This window comes from Corallococcus sp. CA054B, assembly GCF_003611625.1.
GTDB classification, from domain to species: Bacteria; Myxococcota; Myxococcia; order Myxococcales; family Myxococcaceae; genus Corallococcus; species Corallococcus coralloides.
The window spans coordinates 11,616-28,375 of the sequence record NZ_RAVY01000036.1 but is presented as its reverse complement, the minus strand read 5'-3'; the positions used below and the strand labels follow the sequence as shown (position 1 = coordinate 28,375).

The window sequence follows — 16,760 nt, the reverse complement described above, 5'->3', positions numbered from 1 at the left end:
CGACCATGAGCGCCGACACCGCTGGCCACTCCAAGTCCTCGCGCCTCTATGTCTGGGTGCTGGCCGCCATCTTCGCGGGGGGCCTGCTGGGCCACTTCGCGCCAGCCACCGCGGTGAAGCTCAAGCCGCTGGGCGACGGGTTCATCGCGCTGGTGAAGATGCTCATCTCCCCGGTCATCTTCCTGACCGTGGTGCTGGGCGTGGCCAACGTGGCGGACATGAAGAAGGTGGGCCGGGTGGGCGGCAAGGCGCTGCTCTACTTCGAGGTCATCTCCACGTTCGCGCTCATCATCGGCGCGGTGGTGGTGACGGTGCTCAAGCCCGGCGCCGGCTTCAACGTGGACCCGCGCACGCTGGACGCGAGCGCCGTGGCCCGCTTCGCCCAGCAGGCGCATGACCAGTCCACCCTGGGCTTCCTCTTGCACATCATCCCGCGCACCTTCGTGGACGCCTTCACCGGCGAGGGCGACCTGCTCCAGGTGCTGCTCCTGGCGCTGCTGTTCGGCTTCTCGCTCACGGCCATTGGCGCGCAGGCGAAGCCCGTGGTCGTCCTCTTCGAGGCGCTCTCCAAGGCCTTCTTCCACATGATTGGCACGGTGATGAAGCTGGCGCCCATTGGCGCGGGCGCGTCCATGGCCTTCACCCTGGGCGCCTACGGCGTCACCAGCCTGGGCCCGCTGCTGCGCCTCATGGGGTGCTTCTACCTGGCGTGCGTGCTCTTCGTCGTCGTCGTGCTGGGGCTCGTCGCGCGGGTGACGGGCTTCTCCATCCTGAAGTTCCTGCGCTACATCCGCGCGGAGCTGCTCCTGGTGCTGGGCACGTCGTCATCCGAGTCCGCGCTGGTGCCGCTGATGCAGAAGCTGGAGCGGCTGGGGTGCTCCAAGTCCGTGGTGGGGCTGGTGGTGCCCAGCGGCTACTCCTTCAACCTGGACGGCACCAACATCTACCTCACCATGGCGGCGCTGTTCGTGGCCCAGGCGCTCAACGTGGACCTGACGTTCACGCAGACGGCCACGCTCCTGGGCGTGGCGATGCTCACGTCCAAGGGCGCCTCCGGCGTGACGGGCGCGGGCTTCATCACCCTGGCCGCCACGCTGGCGGTGGTGCCGTCCGTGCCGGTGGCGGGGCTGGCGCTCATCCTGGGCATCGACCGGTTCATGAGCGAGGCGCGCGCCATCACCAACTTCATTGGCAACGGCGTGGCCAGCATCGTCGTGTCCCGCTGGGAGAACGAGCTGGACCGCGAGCGGCTGCGCGCGGAGCTCAACGGCGTGCCCGCTCCCGAGGCCCCGCCGGCCGATGCTGGAACGCCGGCCTGATGCTCAGGGGTGCGCCACCGCGTCGCGCACCGCGTCCTTCAGCACGTCCAGGTCCACCGGCTTGTCCAACAGCCGCCGGGCGCCCAGCCGCTGGGCCTCCGCGTGCGTCTCCTCGTCCGCGAAGGCGCTGAGCAGCAGCACCGGGCACGCGATGCCCTGCGCGCGCAGCCTCCCGAGCGCCTCCAGCCCGGTGCGCCCCGGCATGCGCACGTCGCTGACGATGAGGTCCGGCGGGGCGAGCGAGCCGCCGTGGCCCTGCATCATCGCCACGTAGTCCCCCAGCTCGAAGCCGTCCTCCACCTCCACCACCGTGTAGCCCGCGCGCCTCAACGTGCGCACGAGCATCGAGCGCATCGCGTCGTCGTCCTCGGCCACCAGGATGCGTGGGGCGTGCGTGGCTTCTTCCTGCGGAGGTGCGTTCGTCATCCGGGTGCGGAGGAGCATGGCGCATGCCACGTGCCTTGGAGGGACGTGGCTCCGTCATGTCGCGTGGGGTTCCGGGGCATCCTGCCCCCGCCGGGGCAATGTGCCCCAGGCATGCATGGGCATCCTGCCCCGCGTTGGCAGCGCCCCACGCCGGGGCGCGCGTTGGCATGGCCGATGCTCCAGCAACTGTCGTGACGCAGCACCCGCGGTACCCGTAGCGTACCTCCCCGGTCCGTGTGTTCCTTCCCCCTCACACACGAACCGGGGGTTGCCTCTTCCGTGAAGCTCGCTCGCAAATTCACCCTCGCCCTCGTGCTGCTCGCCGTCGCGGTGATGGCCGGCCTCCAGGCGTTCCAGGTCAACCGGGAGCTCGCCCGGTCGGAAATCGACACGCAGCACGACCACCGCCTGCTCGGTCACACGCTGGCCGGCTCCATTGGCAAGGCGTGGCAGCTGGCGGGCGAGGTCGAGGCGCTCACGCTCCTCCACCAGGCCAACCGCTTCCAGGAGCAGGTGCGGCTGCGCTGGGTGTGGCTGGACGGTGGACCGGGCTCCGGCTTCGCGCCGGCGCTGCCCCCGGCCCTGCTGCTCAGCCTGCGAGCGGGCAATGACGGCTGGCTGATGGACAACACCACCAGCCCGGGCGTGCTGCGCTCGTACACGCCGGTGTTCCTGGGCCGGCGCATGGGCGCCATTGAAATCACCGAGTCCATGTCCGAACAGGAGATGCACGTGCGCACCACCGTGGTGGGCACCTTCATCGCCACGGCGGCGCTCTCCGTGTTCTTCCTCCTGGCCGCCATGGCCATGGGCCGCAAGCTGGTGGGCCAGCCCGTGGAGCAGCTGGTGCATCTGGCCGGACGCATTGGCGAGGGCGACCTCACCGCGCGCGTTCCCTTGCGGCGCGCGCGCGGCGACGAACTGACGACGCTGGCGGTGGCCATGAACCGGATGGGTGAGCAGTTGGAGGAGACGCGGGCGCGCCTGGCCGTGGAGACGGCGGCGCGCCTGCGCACGGTGGAGCACCTGCGCCACGCGGATCGGCTCACCACGGTGGGCAAGCTCGCGTCCGGCGTGGCGCACGAACTGGGCACGCCGCTCAACGTCGTCATGGGCCGCGCGAAGATGGTCTCCTCCGGCGAGGCGGAGGGCGACGAGGTGAACGAGTGCGCCCGCATCATCTTCCAGCAGGCCCAGCACATGACCGCCATCATCCGGCAGCTCCTGGACTTCGCCCGGCGCCGCACGCCGTCCCGCGCGCCGGAGGACCTGTCCCAGCTCGCGGAGCGCACGCTGTCGCTGCTCAAGCCCATGGCCACCAAGCGGGGCGTGACGTTGTCCCAGGAGGTGCCCCCGGGCTTCACCGTGGAGGTGGACGCGGGGCAGTTCCAGCAGGTGCTCACCAACCTGGTGATGAACGGCCTCCACGCGATGAACCAGCCCGGCACCCTGCGCGTGCGCTCGCAGGTGCTGCGCGCCACGCCGCCCGCGGACGTGGGCGGCCCGGAGCAGGACTGGGTGCGGCTGGACGTGGAGGACCAGGGCTCGGGCATCCCCGCGGACGTGCTGCCCCACGTCTTCGAGCCCTTCTTCACCACCAAGGACGTGGGCGAGGGAACGGGGCTCGGGTTGTCCGTCTCCTATGGGATGGTGCGCGACCACGGCGGCTGGATTGACGTGAAAAGCGAGCCGGGCCGTGGGAGTTGTTTTTCCATCTATCTGCCGCCAGGGAAGGACGCATGCCAGGCCGCATCCTGATTGTCGAAGACGAGCGCGAGATGCGCGCCATGGTGGAGAAGGGCCTCCAGCGCCGGGGCTTCCAGCCCGTGGCCGTGGCCGCCGCGGACGAGGCCCTCCAGAAGCTCGCCGCCGAGGACTTCGACACCGTCCTCACCGACCTGCGCATGCCGGGCATGGATGGCCTGGCGCTGTGCGAGCGCATCGTGCTCAACCGGCCGGACATCCCCGTGGTGGTCGTCACCGCCTTCGGCAGCCTGGAGACGGCGGTGGCCGCCATCCGCGCGGGCGCCTACGACTTCATCACCAAGCCCATCGACCTGGACGCCCTGGTGCTGGTGCTGGAGCGCGCCGTGCAGCACCGCGCCCTGCGCGCGGAGGTGCGCCGGCTGCGCCAGGCCCTGGACCAGCGCCAGGACGACGGCGCGCTCGTGGGGGAGAGCCCCGCGCTCAAGCAGGCGTACGCGCTCATCGACCGGGTGGCGGACGTGGACGCCACGGTGCTCATCACCGGTGAGAGCGGCACGGGCAAGGAGGTGGCCGCGCGCGCCCTCCACGCTCGGGGCCGGCGCAAGGAGGGGCCCTTCGTGGCCATCAACTGCGCGGCCATGCCGGAGCAGCTGCTGGAGAGCGAACTGTTCGGCCACGCGAAGGGCGCCTTCACCGACGCGAAGGCGTCACGCACGGGCCTGTTCGTGAAGGCCCATGGCGGCACGCTGTTCCTGGATGAAGTGGGCGAGTTGCCCATGACGCTCCAGCCGAAGCTGTTGCGCGCCTTGCAGGAGCGCGTGGTGCGTCCGGTGGGCGGGGACACGGAGACGCCCTTCGACGCGCGCATCGTCGCGGCGACCAACCGCGACCTGGAGCTGGCGGTGGAGGAGAACCGCTTCCGCGAGGACCTCTACTACCGGCTCAACGTCATTGGCCTGAAGCTGCCCCCGCTGCGCGCGCGCGGCAACGACGTGCTGCTGCTGTCCCAGCGCTTCGTGGAGCAGTTCGCGTCCCGCACGGGCAAGAAGGTGGTGGGCCTGTCCCCCGCGGCGGCGCAGCGCCTGCTGGCCTACGGGTGGCCGGGCAACGTGCGCGAGCTGCAGAACTGCATCGAGCGCGCCGTGGCGCTCACGTCCTTCGAACAGCTCACGGTGGACGACCTGCCGGAGCGCATCCGCAACTACAGCACGCCGCGCGTGGTGCCGGAGAACACGGACCCGTCGGAGCTGGTGACGCTGGAGGAGCTGGAGCGCCGCTACATCCACCGCGTGCTGGAGGCGGTGGGCGGCAGCCGCACGCTCGCCGCGCGCATCCTGGGCGTGGACCGCAAGACGCTCTACCGCAAGCTGGAGCGCGGCGACACCGAAGCCCGGGAGGCCAAGAAACCTTGAGCCGGGGAGGCACGGGACCCACCACCCCCGGGGGGTGCCCGCCCCGTTTTCCCATCCCCTGGGAGGCCTGGGCCATCCGCTCCGGCCACAACCCTCCGCCAGGGGCACAAGTCGCGCGTCATCCCTCGGGGCGGGCCCCCGCCCGGCCTTCCGCGGGGTATGGTTCTGGGAGGATGCGTTCCGTTCCCGTCCAGAGCCCTGTCTTCTGTCGCGTGGTGGACCTCGCGCGCAAAGCAGGCGACAGGAATGTCACGGACCCGTTTCCTCCTGGAGGTTCCTGCCTACCCTCGGAAATCCACGAGTCCTTGTTTCGCGTAAACAGGCGGTCAGGACACCCGCCGCTGTCCTGGTTCCGTGCTCCCGCATTGAAGCCGGGCACGCTCCGCGGCACCGCTGTGTTTCCCACCTGAAGGAACCCGCTCCCCCGTACCCGACGACCCACCGATGGCCCAAGCTCCTGCCCGCCCGCGCTCCCGTCCTTCCGCCCCGTCCCCGACGGAGGCCTCTGGCCCGGGTCTGCAAGCGCTGCTGGAGGCGCTGCCGGAGGCCTTCCTCGGCGTGGACGCGGGCTGGCGCATCACCTGGCTGAGCCGGCGCATGCGCGAGCTGCTGGGGCCCCGCGTCCAGCCGGGTGATGACCTGCGCAAGAAGGTGGCGGACGTGCTGGGCCTGGGCAAGCACCTGCGCCTGGACGCGCCCGCCAGCGAGCAGCCCTCCGCCGCGCCCTATGAGCACCGCTGGCACGAGGGCGGCTTCTGCTTCGAGGTGAGCACCCGCCCCGCGGACGGCGGCCTGCTGGTGCACTGCCGCGACATCACCCGCGAGTTCCAGGCCCGCCACGAGTTGCAGCGCGTGGGCCAGCTCTTCCAGGCGGTGATGGAGGGCACCACCGACGCCATCTACATCAAGGACATGGAGGGCGCCTACCAGGTCATCAACTCGGCGGGCGCGCGCGCCGTGGGCCGCACCGTGGCCGAGGTGCGCGGCCGCACCGACGCGGAGCTCTTCCCGCCCGACGAGGCCCGGGTCAACCTGAGGCACGACCGGGACGTGCTCAAGGCGGGCCATCCGCTCACCTACGAGGACACGCAGCGCGCCCCCGACGGGGACCCGCGCGTGTGGATGTCCACCAAGGGCCCGCTGCGCGACCCGGAAGGCAACGTGTTCGGCCTGTTCGGCATCAGCCGCGACATCACCCAGCGCAAGTGGGCGGAAGACGAGGTGCGCCGGCACGCCGAGTTCCAGGAACACCTGATGGGCATCATCAGCCACGACATCCGCAGCCCGCTCGGCGCCATCATGAACTGGTCGCGCGTGCTCGCGGCCGGCGGGCCCGCGGAGGAGACGGCGCGCACCAGCCAGCGCATCGCCACCGCGGCGGTCCGCATCGAGCGGCTGACGCGCCTGCTGCTGGACTTCACCCGCGCCCGGCTGGTGGGCGGCGTGGTCATCGAGCCGCGCGGTTCGGATACGCAGGAGCTGCTGGCCAAGGTGGCGCACGAGTTCCGCGTGGCCTTCCCGAAGCGCGACATCGTCGTGGAGCACAAGGGCAACACGCAGGGGCACTGGGACCCGGACCGCCTGGCGCAGGTGGTGTCCAACCTGGTGGAGAACGCCCTCAAGTACGGCCCGGCGGACGCGCCCGTGAGCCTGGCCACGCGCGGCCTGCGCAACAAGGTGGTGGTGACGGTCCACAACCAGGGCCGCCCCATTCCGGAAGCCACCCTGCCCCACCTCTTCGAGCCCTTCCGTCAGGGCCCGCAGCAGACGCGCACGCTGAAGATGAGCTACGGCCTGGGGCTCTACATCGTGCGCGAAATCGTGCACGCCCACGGCGGCACCATCGATGTCACCTCCAGCGAGAGCGACGGCACCACCTTCACCGTCACGCTGCCGCGCCGCGCGCCGCCCCGGAAGGGCCCGCCGCCCGAGCCGCCTTCGCCGCCCTCGCACCGCGCCTGAAGAAGCGGGCGGCTGCCCCGCGGTCCGTCAGACGAAGCGCGAGAGGAGGGGCACCAGGTCGTCCAGCGGCGCGCTGCCGTTGGACAGGCCGGCTTCCGCCACCGCGCGCGGCATGCCGTACACCACGCAGGAGGACTCCGCCTCCGTGAGCACCACGCCGCCCGCGGCGCGCAGGGCCCGCGCGCCCAGGAGCCCGTCCTCGCCCATGCCGGTGAGCACCAGCCCCAGCGCGTCCCGCCCCCAGACCTCCGCCACGCTCTGGAAGAGCACGTCCACGGAGGGGTGGTGCGGGGTGCCCAGCGGATGGCGGTCCAGGCGCACCAGGTTGAGCGCCCCGTGCCGCGCCACCTTCAGGTGGTGGCCCGCGCGCGCCAGCACCGCGCGGCCCGGCACCAGCTCCATGCCGTCGCGCGCCTCCACCACCTCCAGCGCGCTCTGCGAGTCCAGCCGCTTCGCCACGGCCTCCGTGTAGCCGGCGGGGATGTGCAGCGCGAGCACCACCGGCGCCGGGAAGTCCCGGGGCATCGCGGACAACAGCCGCGTCAGCGCCTGCGGCCCGCCCGTGGACGTGCCCACCGCCAGCAGCTTCGTCGACGTCGCGGGCAGCGGCTTCGGGGGCGGGGCATCCACGGCCTCCGCCAGCTCCTGCTGGTAGCGCGGCACCGCGCGCCCCGCGATGCGCACCTTCTCCACCAGCTCCGCGCTCATTTCGTAGAGCCGGTCCGTGGCGAGCGCCGTGGGCTTGTGCACCAGGTCCACCGCGCCCGCCTGGAGCGCGGCCACCGCCAGGTCGCTGTCCGTGCCCGCGCTGCTCACCACCACCACGCGCGGCGCGTCCGGCATGCCGGACAGGGCGCGCAAGAAGCCCGCCCCGTCCAGCGACGGCATCATCAGGTCCAGGGTGATGACGTCCGGCTTGAGCTCCGCCACCCGCTCCAGCGCGTCCAGGCCGTCGCGCGCGGTGCCCACCACCTCCAGCCCCTCCGCGTCCGACAACACCTTGCGCAGCACCTTGCGCGCGAACGCCGAGTCGTCCACCACCAGCACGCGCAACGTCATGGGTCCGCCTTGCTGTAGAAGAACGCGCCACGGCGCTCCTCGCAGCGCAGCGCCGTGCCGAAGCGCATCAGGGACTCGGAGGTGCCCACCACCAGGTGCCCGCCGGGCCGCAGCGCCCCGGTGAGGCCGTCCACCACGCGGCGCGCGGTGTCGTCCTGGAAGTAGATGAGCACGTTGCGGCAGAGGACGGCCTCGCAGCTGCCCGGCTCCGGGTAGCCCGCGGTGTCCACCAGGTTGAGCTGGCGCCACTCCACCCGGGCCATCAGGTCCGGCCGCACGCGGGGACGGCCGTCCACCATGTCCAGCCAGCGCCCCATCACGCCCGGGGGCAGCGCGCGCAGGCAGCGCAGGTTGTGCTCCCCCGACTTCGCGCGCTCCAGCGCCTTGGAGCTCAGGTCCGTGGCCAGGATGGACACGTCATTCAGCACACCGCGCGAGTCCAGCAGCATGGCCAGCGTGAGGGGCTCCTCGCCGGTGGCGCACGCCGCGCACCACACGCGGGGCTTCCTGCCCGCGCGCACCGCCGGCACCAGCAGCTCGTCCACCAGCACCTCCAGCGCCTGGGGCTCGCGGAAGAAGTACGTCTCGTGGACGAGCAGCGCCTCCACCAGCGAGTCCAGCGTCTCCGGCCCCTTCGGGTCGTAGCGGAGGAAGTAGTAGTAATCGAGCAGCGAGTCGAACCCGGCCTCCAGCGCCCGGGTGGACAGCTTCTCCGCCAGCAGGTCCCGGTCCTCGGGCCCGTAGTGCAGGCCCGAGCGCTGCTCGATGAGCATGGAGAGGATGGTCAGGACCTGCGGAGACAGCGGCAGCGTGCTCATGGGCCGTGGGTTCTCTAGCGGCCCAGGGCCAACAGGCAGGCGCGGCGCACTTCGGGGTCCTCGTCGCGGTGGGCCGCCTTGTCCAGCGCCTCGCGCGCCTCCACCGTGCCCAGCGCCGCCACCGCGGGCGCGGTGGCCCGGCGGCCCGCGGGGCTCGCGCTGACGAGCGACTGCATCAGCGCCGCCCTCGCGTCCGCCCGGCGCATGCGCGCCAGCGCCGCCACCAGCAGGGGCGCCGTCGCGTCGTCCGCGGCCTCCAGCGCCGCCATCAGCCCGGGCAGGCGCCCCTCCACGGGCAGCGCCAGCGCGGACACCACCTGCTCGCGCAGCATCATGTCGCCCAGGAGCGACACCAGCTGCTGCGTCGCGTGCGAGCCCGTGCGCGTGGCGAGGAAGCCCACCGCCGCGCTGCGCACGCTGTCATCCCGGTCCCCGGCGGCGCGCAGGAGCGCGGGCAGCGTCTCCGGCGCGTCGTACTCCGCCACGGCGGACAGGGCCACCAGCCGCGTGGCCGGGTCCTCCGAGTGCACCGCCTCCAGCAGCACCGGCAGCGCGTCCGGCCGCCGGGCCACGCCCAGCCCCAGCAGGGCCGCGCGGCGCACGTCGGCGTCCGCGGACGAGGCCGCCCGGCGCAGCGCCGCCATGGCGCTCTCCGTGTGCATGTGCGCCAGCGCGTCCACCACCGCCACGCGCACCTGGCCCGCGTCGTCGTTGGCCAGCGCGACGATGGCGTCCGCGGCGGCCTCCTCGTTGAGCTTCCCCAGCGACTGGCACGCGTAGTAGCGCACCCACGGGTCGCGGTCGTTCAAACCGCCCAGCAGCGTGGAGGTGATGCGCGCCTGCTTGTCCGTCTGGCCCAGCGCGCGCATGGCGGTGGCGCGCGTGCGCTCCGACTCATGGCTCGCGGCGGCCAGCAGCGCGTCCACCGCGCGCGGGTCGTCGATGAAGGGCAGGCCGTAGATGGCCGCGTCGCGCAGCCGCTCGTCCGGGTCCCGCATGGCCAGCAGCAGCGCGTCCAGGCCGCGCGGGTAGCCGAAGTACGCCACGATGCGCAGCGCCGCCCGCCGCTGGCGCGCGTCCGTGGAGCGCGCCGCCTCCAGCGCCAGCGTCTCCGTCATATCGCTGCCCAGCGACTGGATGGCGCCCACCACCGCCTGCGACACGCGCGGGTCCTCGTCCGCCAGCCGCGCGAACAGGGCCGGCACCGCGGACGGGTCGCCAATGCGCGACAGCGTCTCCGCCGCCAGCGCGCGCACCGTCGCGTCCCGGTCCTCCAGGCACAGGAGCACGTCCGGCACCGCCGCGGAGCGCTTGCCCACCAGCGGCAGGAGCACCCGCCTGCGCGAGCTGTCGCCCTCGCGCAGCGCCTGCAGGATCTGCGCGTCCGCCTCCGCGCCCAGCTCGCCCAGGGCCGCCGCGGCCGCGCGCGACACGCCCAGGTCCTGCGAGTCCAGGAGCTTCAGGAGCCCCGTGGCCGCGTCCGCGCCGCCCACCCAGCCCAGCAGGCGCGCCACCGCGGTCTTCTCCCCCGCGTCCGCGCCCGCGATGACCTGGGCCAGCCGGCGTCCGGTGGGGTGCGGCTCCGCCGAGCTGGAGCGCAGCACCGACGGCACCGTGCGAGCGCCGCCGAAGCGCTGCACCTGCGCGTCGTGGATTTCAACCAGCGCCACCGCCGCCACGCGCACCACCGCGTCGTTGCCGCGCTGGAGCAGTCCCACCAGCGCGGGCACCGAGGCCTCCTGGCCGGTGCGGCCCAGCGCGCGCGCCGCCTCCAGGACGTAGAAGGGGTCGGACAAGAGCGCCATCAGCGCCGGCACGACGGTGGGGTCGCCCGAGCGGCCCAGCACGTCGATGGCGGGGAAGATGCGGAAGAAGTTGCCGCTCCCCAGCGAGGACAGGAGCGCGTCCACCGCCGCGCCGCCGCCCACGCGGCCCAGCGCCTCGATGGCGGCCACCGCCACGTTGTCGTCCGGATGGACGATGAGCCGCGACAACAGCGGCACGGACCTCCGGCTGCGGCGGCGTCCCAGCACCTGGGCGGCGTCACAGACGATGGCCGGGTTGGGGTCGTCCCCCAACAGCTCCACCGGGCCCTCCACCTCGCCCGTGGCGGCCACCAGCGCGTCCACCGCCGCGGCGATGCGCGCCTCGTTGTCCCGGCGGTGGCGCAGCACCTCACACAGGGGCTCCACCGCGGCGGAGCCCAGGCGCGCCAGCGCGGACACCACGGCGCGGCGCACCGCCCACGACGGCGCGTCCAGCCCGTTCACCAGCACCGGCAGGCTCGCCGGCCCCCGGCGCGCCAGCTGCTCCACCTCTTCCACCCGGGCGCGGTCCTCCGCGGACAGCGACAACGGGTGTTGTTTCGCGGTCGTGCTGCTCACGTGGCCTGCTCCCGTGTGTTCCGGGACGTCCCCGGCTCCGTGGCGCCCAACAGGCCGCTCAGGTGACTCAAGCCCTCCACCTGCTCTCCGTGCAGCCGCGACAGCTGCCCCAGCCGGCCCGCCACCTCCTTCACCTCCTGGGCGGTGACGGCCATGGCGCGCGCCTGCTCCGCCGTGGTGCCGGCGATCTCCTTCGCGCGGATCCGCATGTCCTCCACCGACCGGCCCAGCTGTTCGCTCATCGCGGCCTGGTCCATGGCGGCCCTCGCCACCGCCGCCACGCCCGTGGCCTGCTTCGTGGCGGACACGGTGAGCAGGGACAGGGCGTCCGTCTGCTCATCCAGCGCGCGCGCGGTGGACTTCGCCACCCGGCGCACCTCCTCCGCGCCGCGCACCAGCGACGTGAGCGCCTGGGCCTGCTCGTCCGTGGCGCGCGTGACCTCCTTGGCCAGGGTGGCCACCTGGCGGCTGGCGAGCTCGCCCTGCTTGAGCGCGCGGGCCTGCTCCGACATGGCGCGCGTGGACTGGGCCACCTCCTTGCGCGTGGCCTCCATGGCCTTCGCCACCTCCTGCGCGGCCTTGGCCTGCTCCGAGATGCCGGTGAGCGTGCGCTGCGTGGAGGCCGCCACCTCCTGCGCCGTGGCGCCCAGCGCCCCCACCTGCTGGCCCTGCGCCATCACCGCGGCGCTCACGCCCTGCACCAGCTGGCGCATCTGCGCGGTGCCGCGGGCCAGGTCCGTGGCGGCCTGCGCCTGCTCCTGCATCGCGCGCGACACCTTCTCCGCCACCTCCGTCAGCTGGTTGTTGGAGCGCACCGCGTCGCGCAGCGCCTTGGCCTGGTCCTGGGTGGCCTGGGTGGTCTGCCGCGCCATGCGCCGCATCTCCGTGCCGCCCTGGGTCAGCGCCTGCGCGGCCTGCGCCTGCTCCACCGCGGACGCGGCGATGAGCCGCCCCTGCTCGCTCACCTTCGCCGTGGCCTGCACCAGCGCCTGCACCGCCTGCACCTGCTCCGCCGACGCGCGCGACGCCTCGCGCACGTTCGAGCCCACCTCGTCCACGCCCTTGAGGATGGTGCCCAGCGCGCGCTCCGCGTCTCCCGCCAGCGCCGCGCCCTCGTCCGCCGCGCGCACGCCCTCGCCGGTGGCCACCGCCGCCTCGCGCGCCGTCGTCTGGAGTCCCCGGACAATCTTCGCCACGTCGCTGCTGGCCGCCGCCGCGCGGTCCGCCAGGGCGCGGATCTCCTCCGCCACCACCGCGAAGCCGCGGCCGTGCTCGCCCGCGCGCGCCGCCTCGATGCTGGCGTTGAGCGACAGGAGGTTGGTGCGGTCCGCGATGAGGTTGATGGTCTGCACGATGTCGCCAATCTCCTCGGCGCGCCGGCCCATCTCCTTCATCACCCCGGACGACTCCACGATGGACTGGCGGATGCGGCCGAAGCCCGCGATGGAGCGCGCCACCGTGGCGCCGCCCTCGCGCGCGCTCGTGCCCACGCGCTCCGCGGCCAGCCGCGCCTCCTCCGTCAGCTGCGCCGCGCGGCGCGTGGAGGACTCCAGCTGCGAGGACGCGGTGGCGCTGGTGGACGCCTGGGTGTTGATGCTCTCCGCCGCGCGGGCCACCGCCTGGGCGGAGCGCGACAGCTCCTCGATGGTGGCCGCGTTGGCGTCCACCACGGCGGCGTTCTTCTCCGCGGTGGCGGCCACCTCCTCCACGCTGGCGGCCACCTCCTGCACGGTGGACGCGGTGGTGACGGTGCTCGCCTCCAGGGTGCGCGTGTGCTCGGCCACGCCGCGCACGCTGCGGGCCACCTGCTCCGTGGCGGCGGCCGCGTCCTCCACGCTGGAGGACATGGTGGCCGCGTCGCGCACCACGTCCTGGAGCGTCTTGCCCAGGGACACCACGGCGCCGGACACCTGCCCCATGCGCTCGCCCACGCCCTGCGCGTCCGCGGCCAGCCGGGTGATGCCCTTGGACATCTCTTCAATGGTGGCGGCGACCTCCTCCGTGGTGGCGGCGCTGGTCTGGTTGCGCGAGACCAGGTCCTCCACCGTGGCGGTCATCTCCTGCATGCTCGCCAGGAGCTCCTCGCTGGAGGCGGCCAGGTCCTCCGCGTTGGCGCTCACGCCCTTCACCGAGCGCGCCACCTCCTCCAGCGTGGAGGCCGTCACGTCCGCGCTGGAGGCGAGCGTGCCCGCGTCCTTGCGCACGCCGGACACCGACGCCGTCACCTCCTGCATCGTGGCCGCGGTGGTCTCCGCCTCCTGCTGCACGCCCTTCGCCGCGTCGCCCACGGACGACTGGCTGCGCACCAGCGCCTGCACCGCGATGCCCGTCTGCTCCACCTGCGAGGCCACGGACTCGATGGCGATCCGCACCTGCTCGCCCGCCGCCGCCTGGTCGTTGCCCGCGGACGCGAGCCGCGCCGCCAGCTGCTCGGTGGACTTCACCAGCCCCACGCCTTCCGCCACCTGGAGCGAGGCGCGCTCCGCCAGCGCGCGAGCGTCCTCCAGCTTGCGCACGCTGTTACCGTTGTCCGTCGACATCCGCCGCCTCCTCCCCCACCACCCGGGGGAAATCAATGAGCATCACCAGCCGCGGGCCTACCTGCGCCACGGCCTTCACGAACCCCTTCGCGCCCTCCACCACCATGGGTGGGGGCGGCTGGATGGTGCGGGGGTCCAGCTTCAACACCTCGCGGGCGCTGTCCACGAGCAGCCCCACGGTGCGCTCGCCCAGCTGCCCCACCACCACCCGTGAATCCAGGGACTGCGTCCCCGCCGGCAGCCCGAAGCGGACGCGCGCGTCCACCACCGGGATGACCCGGCCGCGCACCTGCACCAGGCCGGCCACGTGCGAAGGCGCCCCGGGCACCGGCGTCGCGCCGGTGAAGGACTCCATCTGCACCACGTCCGCCGCGGGCATCGCGTATTCCGTCCCGTCCACCTTGAACAGCACGTGCAGCACGTTCATGACACCCACTCCCCTGCCCTGGACGCCCGCTTGCGGCGGCCCGCGCGCGCCGCACCCAGCGCGCCCAGGTCCAGCACCAGCGTGGGCTGTCCGTCACCCAGGTCCGTGGCGCCCGCCACGCCGGGCACGCGCACGAGCGGATCCTCCAGCGGCCGCAGCACGATCTCCTGCTGTCCCACCAGCCGGTCCACCGCGAAGGCCACCGGCTCCCCGCGCTGGCGCACGATGAGCGCCTTGGCGCCCTGGCCCGCCGCGCTGGCGTTCACGGGCGCATCCAGCAGCCGCGCCAGCGACACCAGCGGCACCGCCGCGCCCCGGCGCTCCACCAGCCCCAGGCCATCCGCGCCCGCGGGGCGCACCACGCCGGTGACGTCGATGAGCTCCTCCACGGTGCCCACCGCGACCGCGTACCGGCGGCCCGCGCATTCAAAGACGATGGCGTCCATCAGCGTCACCGTCAGGGGGACGCACACGGTGAAGGTGGTGCCCACGCCCTTGCGCGTCTCCATGCGCAACTCGCCGCCCAGCTGCTCCACGACGATGCGGCGCACGATGTCCATGCCCATGCCCCGGCCGCTGGTGCGCGTGGCCTCCTGGCGCGTGGACAGGCCGGGCCGGCACAACAGGTCCAGCAGCGCGTCCACGGAGTCCGGCACGGGGGCGTTCGCCGCCTTCGCCACCGCCTTCGCGTCCACGCCGCGCCCGTCGTCGCGCAGGGTGAGCTCCAGCTGGCCATTGGCGCTGGCGTGGCAGCTGAGGCGCACCAGCCCTTCGGCGGGCTTGCTCGCGGCCTGGCGCTCCTCGGGGGACTCCAGCGCGTGGTCCACGGCGTTGCGCACCAGGTGCACCAGCGCGGGCAGCAGCCGGTCCGCCACCGCCTTGTCCAGCTCCGCGTCGCCCACGTCCAGCTCCAGCCGCACCGCCTTGCCCGTGGCGCGGCGCAGGCCGCGCACCAGCAGGGGCAGCCGCTCCAGCACGTCCCCCACGCGCACCATGCGCAGCCGCAGGATGGCGGAGCGCAGGTCGCGCAGCTGCCGGCCGTTCTCCTGGAGGATGGCGGTGATTTCGCGCGTGGGCGCGCCCGCCTGGGTGAGCGCCGCCACCGCGCGCATCAGCCGCGAGCGGTTGACCACGAGCGACGCCAGCCACTCCATGGCCTCGTCCAGCCGGGACACCTCCACGCGCAGGAGGCCACCGCCCCGGCGCACCTCCGGCTCGTCCAGCTCCTCCTCGAGGACGGCGGCGCCGGGCAGGCCCGCCACGTCTCCGGAGCCCCCGTCTCCGTCCTCGGGCGGGGCTTCCGCGAGCGCGGGCGCCTCCAGCGAGCGCACCGTGGCGGGAGCGCCGCCCACCGCGTCCAGCAGCACGGCGTCCTCCGCGCGGGTGATGAGCAGCAGCGCGAACGCGAGCGACGCGCCCCCCGCGGCGGCGCCGGACAGGGGCAGCACCTTCACGATGTCCGCGAGCTTCGCCACGCGCTCGCGCACGGTGTTGATGTTGAGGCCCTTCGCGGCGCGCTCCGACGACGGCACGAAGTCCAGCCGCAGCGCGCGCTGGCCCGCGGCGAGCCCGCCCTCCAGCTGCTCGCGCTCGGACGGGGCCAGGCGGGAGGCGAACGAGGCCTCCGCGTCCAGCTTCACGGGCCGGGCCCGCTGGGGGACCGCGTCCCGCACCTGCGGCCCCAGCGCCTCCAGCCGCTCCAGCAGGTTCGCGGGCGCGGGCGACGCCGTCTTTCCGGCGCCCAGCTGCCGCACGCGCAGCTCGATGGCGCGCAGGCCCTCCACCAGCGGCTCCACGCTGGACTCGGGCAGCCGGCCGCCGGCTTGATCCGCCAGCCGCAGCGACGCCTCCATCCAGTGCGCCAGGGAGACGACGGGCTCCACGTCCACCATGGCGGACAGGCCCTTGAGCGTGTGCAGCGCGCGGAACAGCTCGCGGACGGCGCGGGGCTGGGTTTGCCCCTTGCGCACGGCCTCCTCCACCGCGAGCAGGTCCTTCTGCGCGGAGGCGAGCAACTCATCCGCCTCCGCCAGGTAGGCGGGGAGGAACTCAGCGAACTCCCCGGTTCCGGTCACCCGCGCGGCGCCTCGGCCGGGGTTTTCTCCAGAAGGGCCCGGGCGGCGCTTTGGATGGAGTCCGGAGTGAAGGGTTTGGTCATGAAGCGGTCCGCGCCGGCCTGCAGCGCGCGCTCGCGAGACGCCTCGTCGCCGCGCGTGGTGACGATGATGATGGGTAGGTTGCGCAGGTGATCCTGTCCGCGCACGAACTCCACCACTTCAATGCCACCGATGTCCGGCATGTTGAGGTCCAGGACGAGCAGGTCGTACGGCTTGAGCGACAGCTGCTCAATGGCTTCCAAACCGCTGGACGCCTGGGTGAAGTGGCTTTCCGGATAGGGCCGCAGGCAGGCGACCACCATGTCGCGCATTACCTTGCTGTCATCGACGACGAGTACCTCGGGCATGGCGTCCTCTGGAAACGACCGGCCAAGCTAGATCGATTCCGACCCGCTGAAAGAAATGAGTCATCAGGCGCGCGTTGAACGTTGGCTGGTCCACGCCCGCCTTGGACGATGTGCCACGGCGGGCGACGAAGCGCCACGGCTGCCCGTACATCCGGCACCCTGCGCCCCGTTGTTTTTCCGCCCTGGGGACCGAATTCCATCCATGCGCCCGCCTCCTCCCACCGACGCTTCCTTCCCCCGAC

12 protein-coding genes are annotated in these 16,760 nt (G+C 73.1%); 4 read left to right on the top strand and 8 right to left on the bottom strand.

Annotation, left to right across the window (positions count from 1 at the left end; translation table 11 throughout):
- Nucleotides 1–5 precede the first annotated feature (5 nt).
- Nucleotides 6–1,319, top strand: a complete 1,314-nt coding sequence (dctA, locus tag D7V80_RS11975; protein WP_120588284.1) for a C4-dicarboxylate transporter DctA — start codon at nucleotides 6–8, stop codon at nucleotides 1,317–1,319.
- 3 nt (nucleotides 1,320–1,322) lie between these two features.
- Here dctA and D7V80_RS11970 read toward each other — a convergent pair whose 3' ends face one another.
- Nucleotides 1,323–1,763: a response regulator gene (locus tag D7V80_RS11970; RefSeq protein WP_120588283.1), complete on the bottom strand. Its 441-nt coding sequence runs from the start codon at nucleotides 1,761–1,763 to the stop codon at nucleotides 1,323–1,325.
- 261 nt (nucleotides 1,764–2,024) lie between these two features.
- Here D7V80_RS11970 and D7V80_RS11965 point away from each other — a divergent pair, with 261 nt between their 5' ends.
- From D7V80_RS11965 to D7V80_RS11955, 3 genes are all read left to right on the top strand, one after another.
- The gene (locus tag D7V80_RS11965) at nucleotides 2,025–3,503 is read left to right on the top strand and encodes a sensor histidine kinase (RefSeq protein WP_120588282.1); all 1,479 of its coding nucleotides are present in this window, start codon (nucleotides 2,025–2,027) and stop codon (nucleotides 3,501–3,503) included.
- Nucleotides 3,485–4,864 carry a sigma-54 dependent transcriptional regulator gene (locus D7V80_RS11960; protein WP_120588281.1) on the top strand — a complete coding sequence of 460 codons (1,380 nt, stop codon included), beginning with the start codon at nucleotides 3,485–3,487 and terminating at the stop codon, nucleotides 4,862–4,864. The genes D7V80_RS11965 and D7V80_RS11960 overlap by 19 nt, the downstream gene beginning before the upstream one ends.
- Before the next feature lie 444 nt (nucleotides 4,865–5,308).
- Nucleotides 5,309–6,826 carry an ATP-binding protein gene (locus D7V80_RS11955; protein WP_120588280.1) on the top strand — a complete coding sequence of 506 codons (1,518 nt, stop codon included), beginning with the start codon at nucleotides 5,309–5,311 and terminating at the stop codon, nucleotides 6,824–6,826.
- Nucleotides 6,827–6,853: 27 nt separating this feature from the next.
- On the opposite strand, the gene cheB is transcribed toward D7V80_RS11955, so the two are convergent.
- Genes cheB through D7V80_RS11920 form a run of 7 tightly spaced genes read right to left on the bottom strand, consistent with a single transcriptional unit; the run spans nucleotide 6,854 to nucleotide 16,518 of the window.
- Nucleotides 6,854–7,885 carry a chemotaxis-specific protein-glutamate methyltransferase CheB gene (cheB, locus tag D7V80_RS11950; protein ID WP_120588279.1) on the bottom strand — a complete coding sequence of 344 codons (1,032 nt, stop codon included), beginning with the start codon at nucleotides 7,883–7,885 and terminating at the stop codon, nucleotides 6,854–6,856.
- Nucleotides 7,882–8,703 carry a protein-glutamate O-methyltransferase CheR gene (locus tag D7V80_RS11945; protein WP_120588278.1) on the bottom strand — a complete coding sequence of 274 codons (822 nt, stop codon included), beginning with the start codon at nucleotides 8,701–8,703 and terminating at the stop codon, nucleotides 7,882–7,884. Before D7V80_RS11945 ends, cheB begins: the two co-directional genes overlap by 4 nt.
- A gap of 14 nt (nucleotides 8,704–8,717) precedes the next feature.
- Complete coding sequence (locus D7V80_RS11940) at nucleotides 8,718–11,087, bottom strand: HEAT repeat domain-containing protein (protein ID WP_120588277.1); 2,370 nt, start codon at nucleotides 11,085–11,087, stop codon at nucleotides 8,718–8,720.
- A complete protein-coding gene (locus D7V80_RS11935) occupies nucleotides 11,084–13,627 on the bottom strand; it encodes a methyl-accepting chemotaxis protein (protein WP_120588276.1) in 2,544 nt (847 codons plus the stop codon). The genes D7V80_RS11940 and D7V80_RS11935 overlap by 4 nt, the downstream gene beginning before the upstream one ends.
- A complete protein-coding gene (locus D7V80_RS11930) occupies nucleotides 13,608–14,054 on the bottom strand; it encodes a chemotaxis protein CheW (RefSeq protein WP_014400320.1) in 447 nt (148 codons plus the stop codon). The genes D7V80_RS11935 and D7V80_RS11930 overlap by 20 nt, the downstream gene beginning before the upstream one ends.
- On the bottom strand, nucleotides 14,051–16,129 hold the full coding sequence (locus D7V80_RS11925) for a chemotaxis protein CheA (protein ID WP_120588275.1): 2,079 nt from the start codon (nucleotides 16,127–16,129) through the stop codon (nucleotides 14,051–14,053). The genes D7V80_RS11930 and D7V80_RS11925 overlap by 4 nt, the downstream gene beginning before the upstream one ends.
- The gene (locus tag D7V80_RS11920) at nucleotides 16,126–16,518 is read right to left on the bottom strand and encodes a response regulator (protein ID WP_120588274.1); all 393 of its coding nucleotides are present in this window, start codon (nucleotides 16,516–16,518) and stop codon (nucleotides 16,126–16,128) included. Before D7V80_RS11920 ends, D7V80_RS11925 begins: the two co-directional genes overlap by 4 nt.
- Nucleotides 16,519–16,760: the final 242 nt, after the last annotated feature.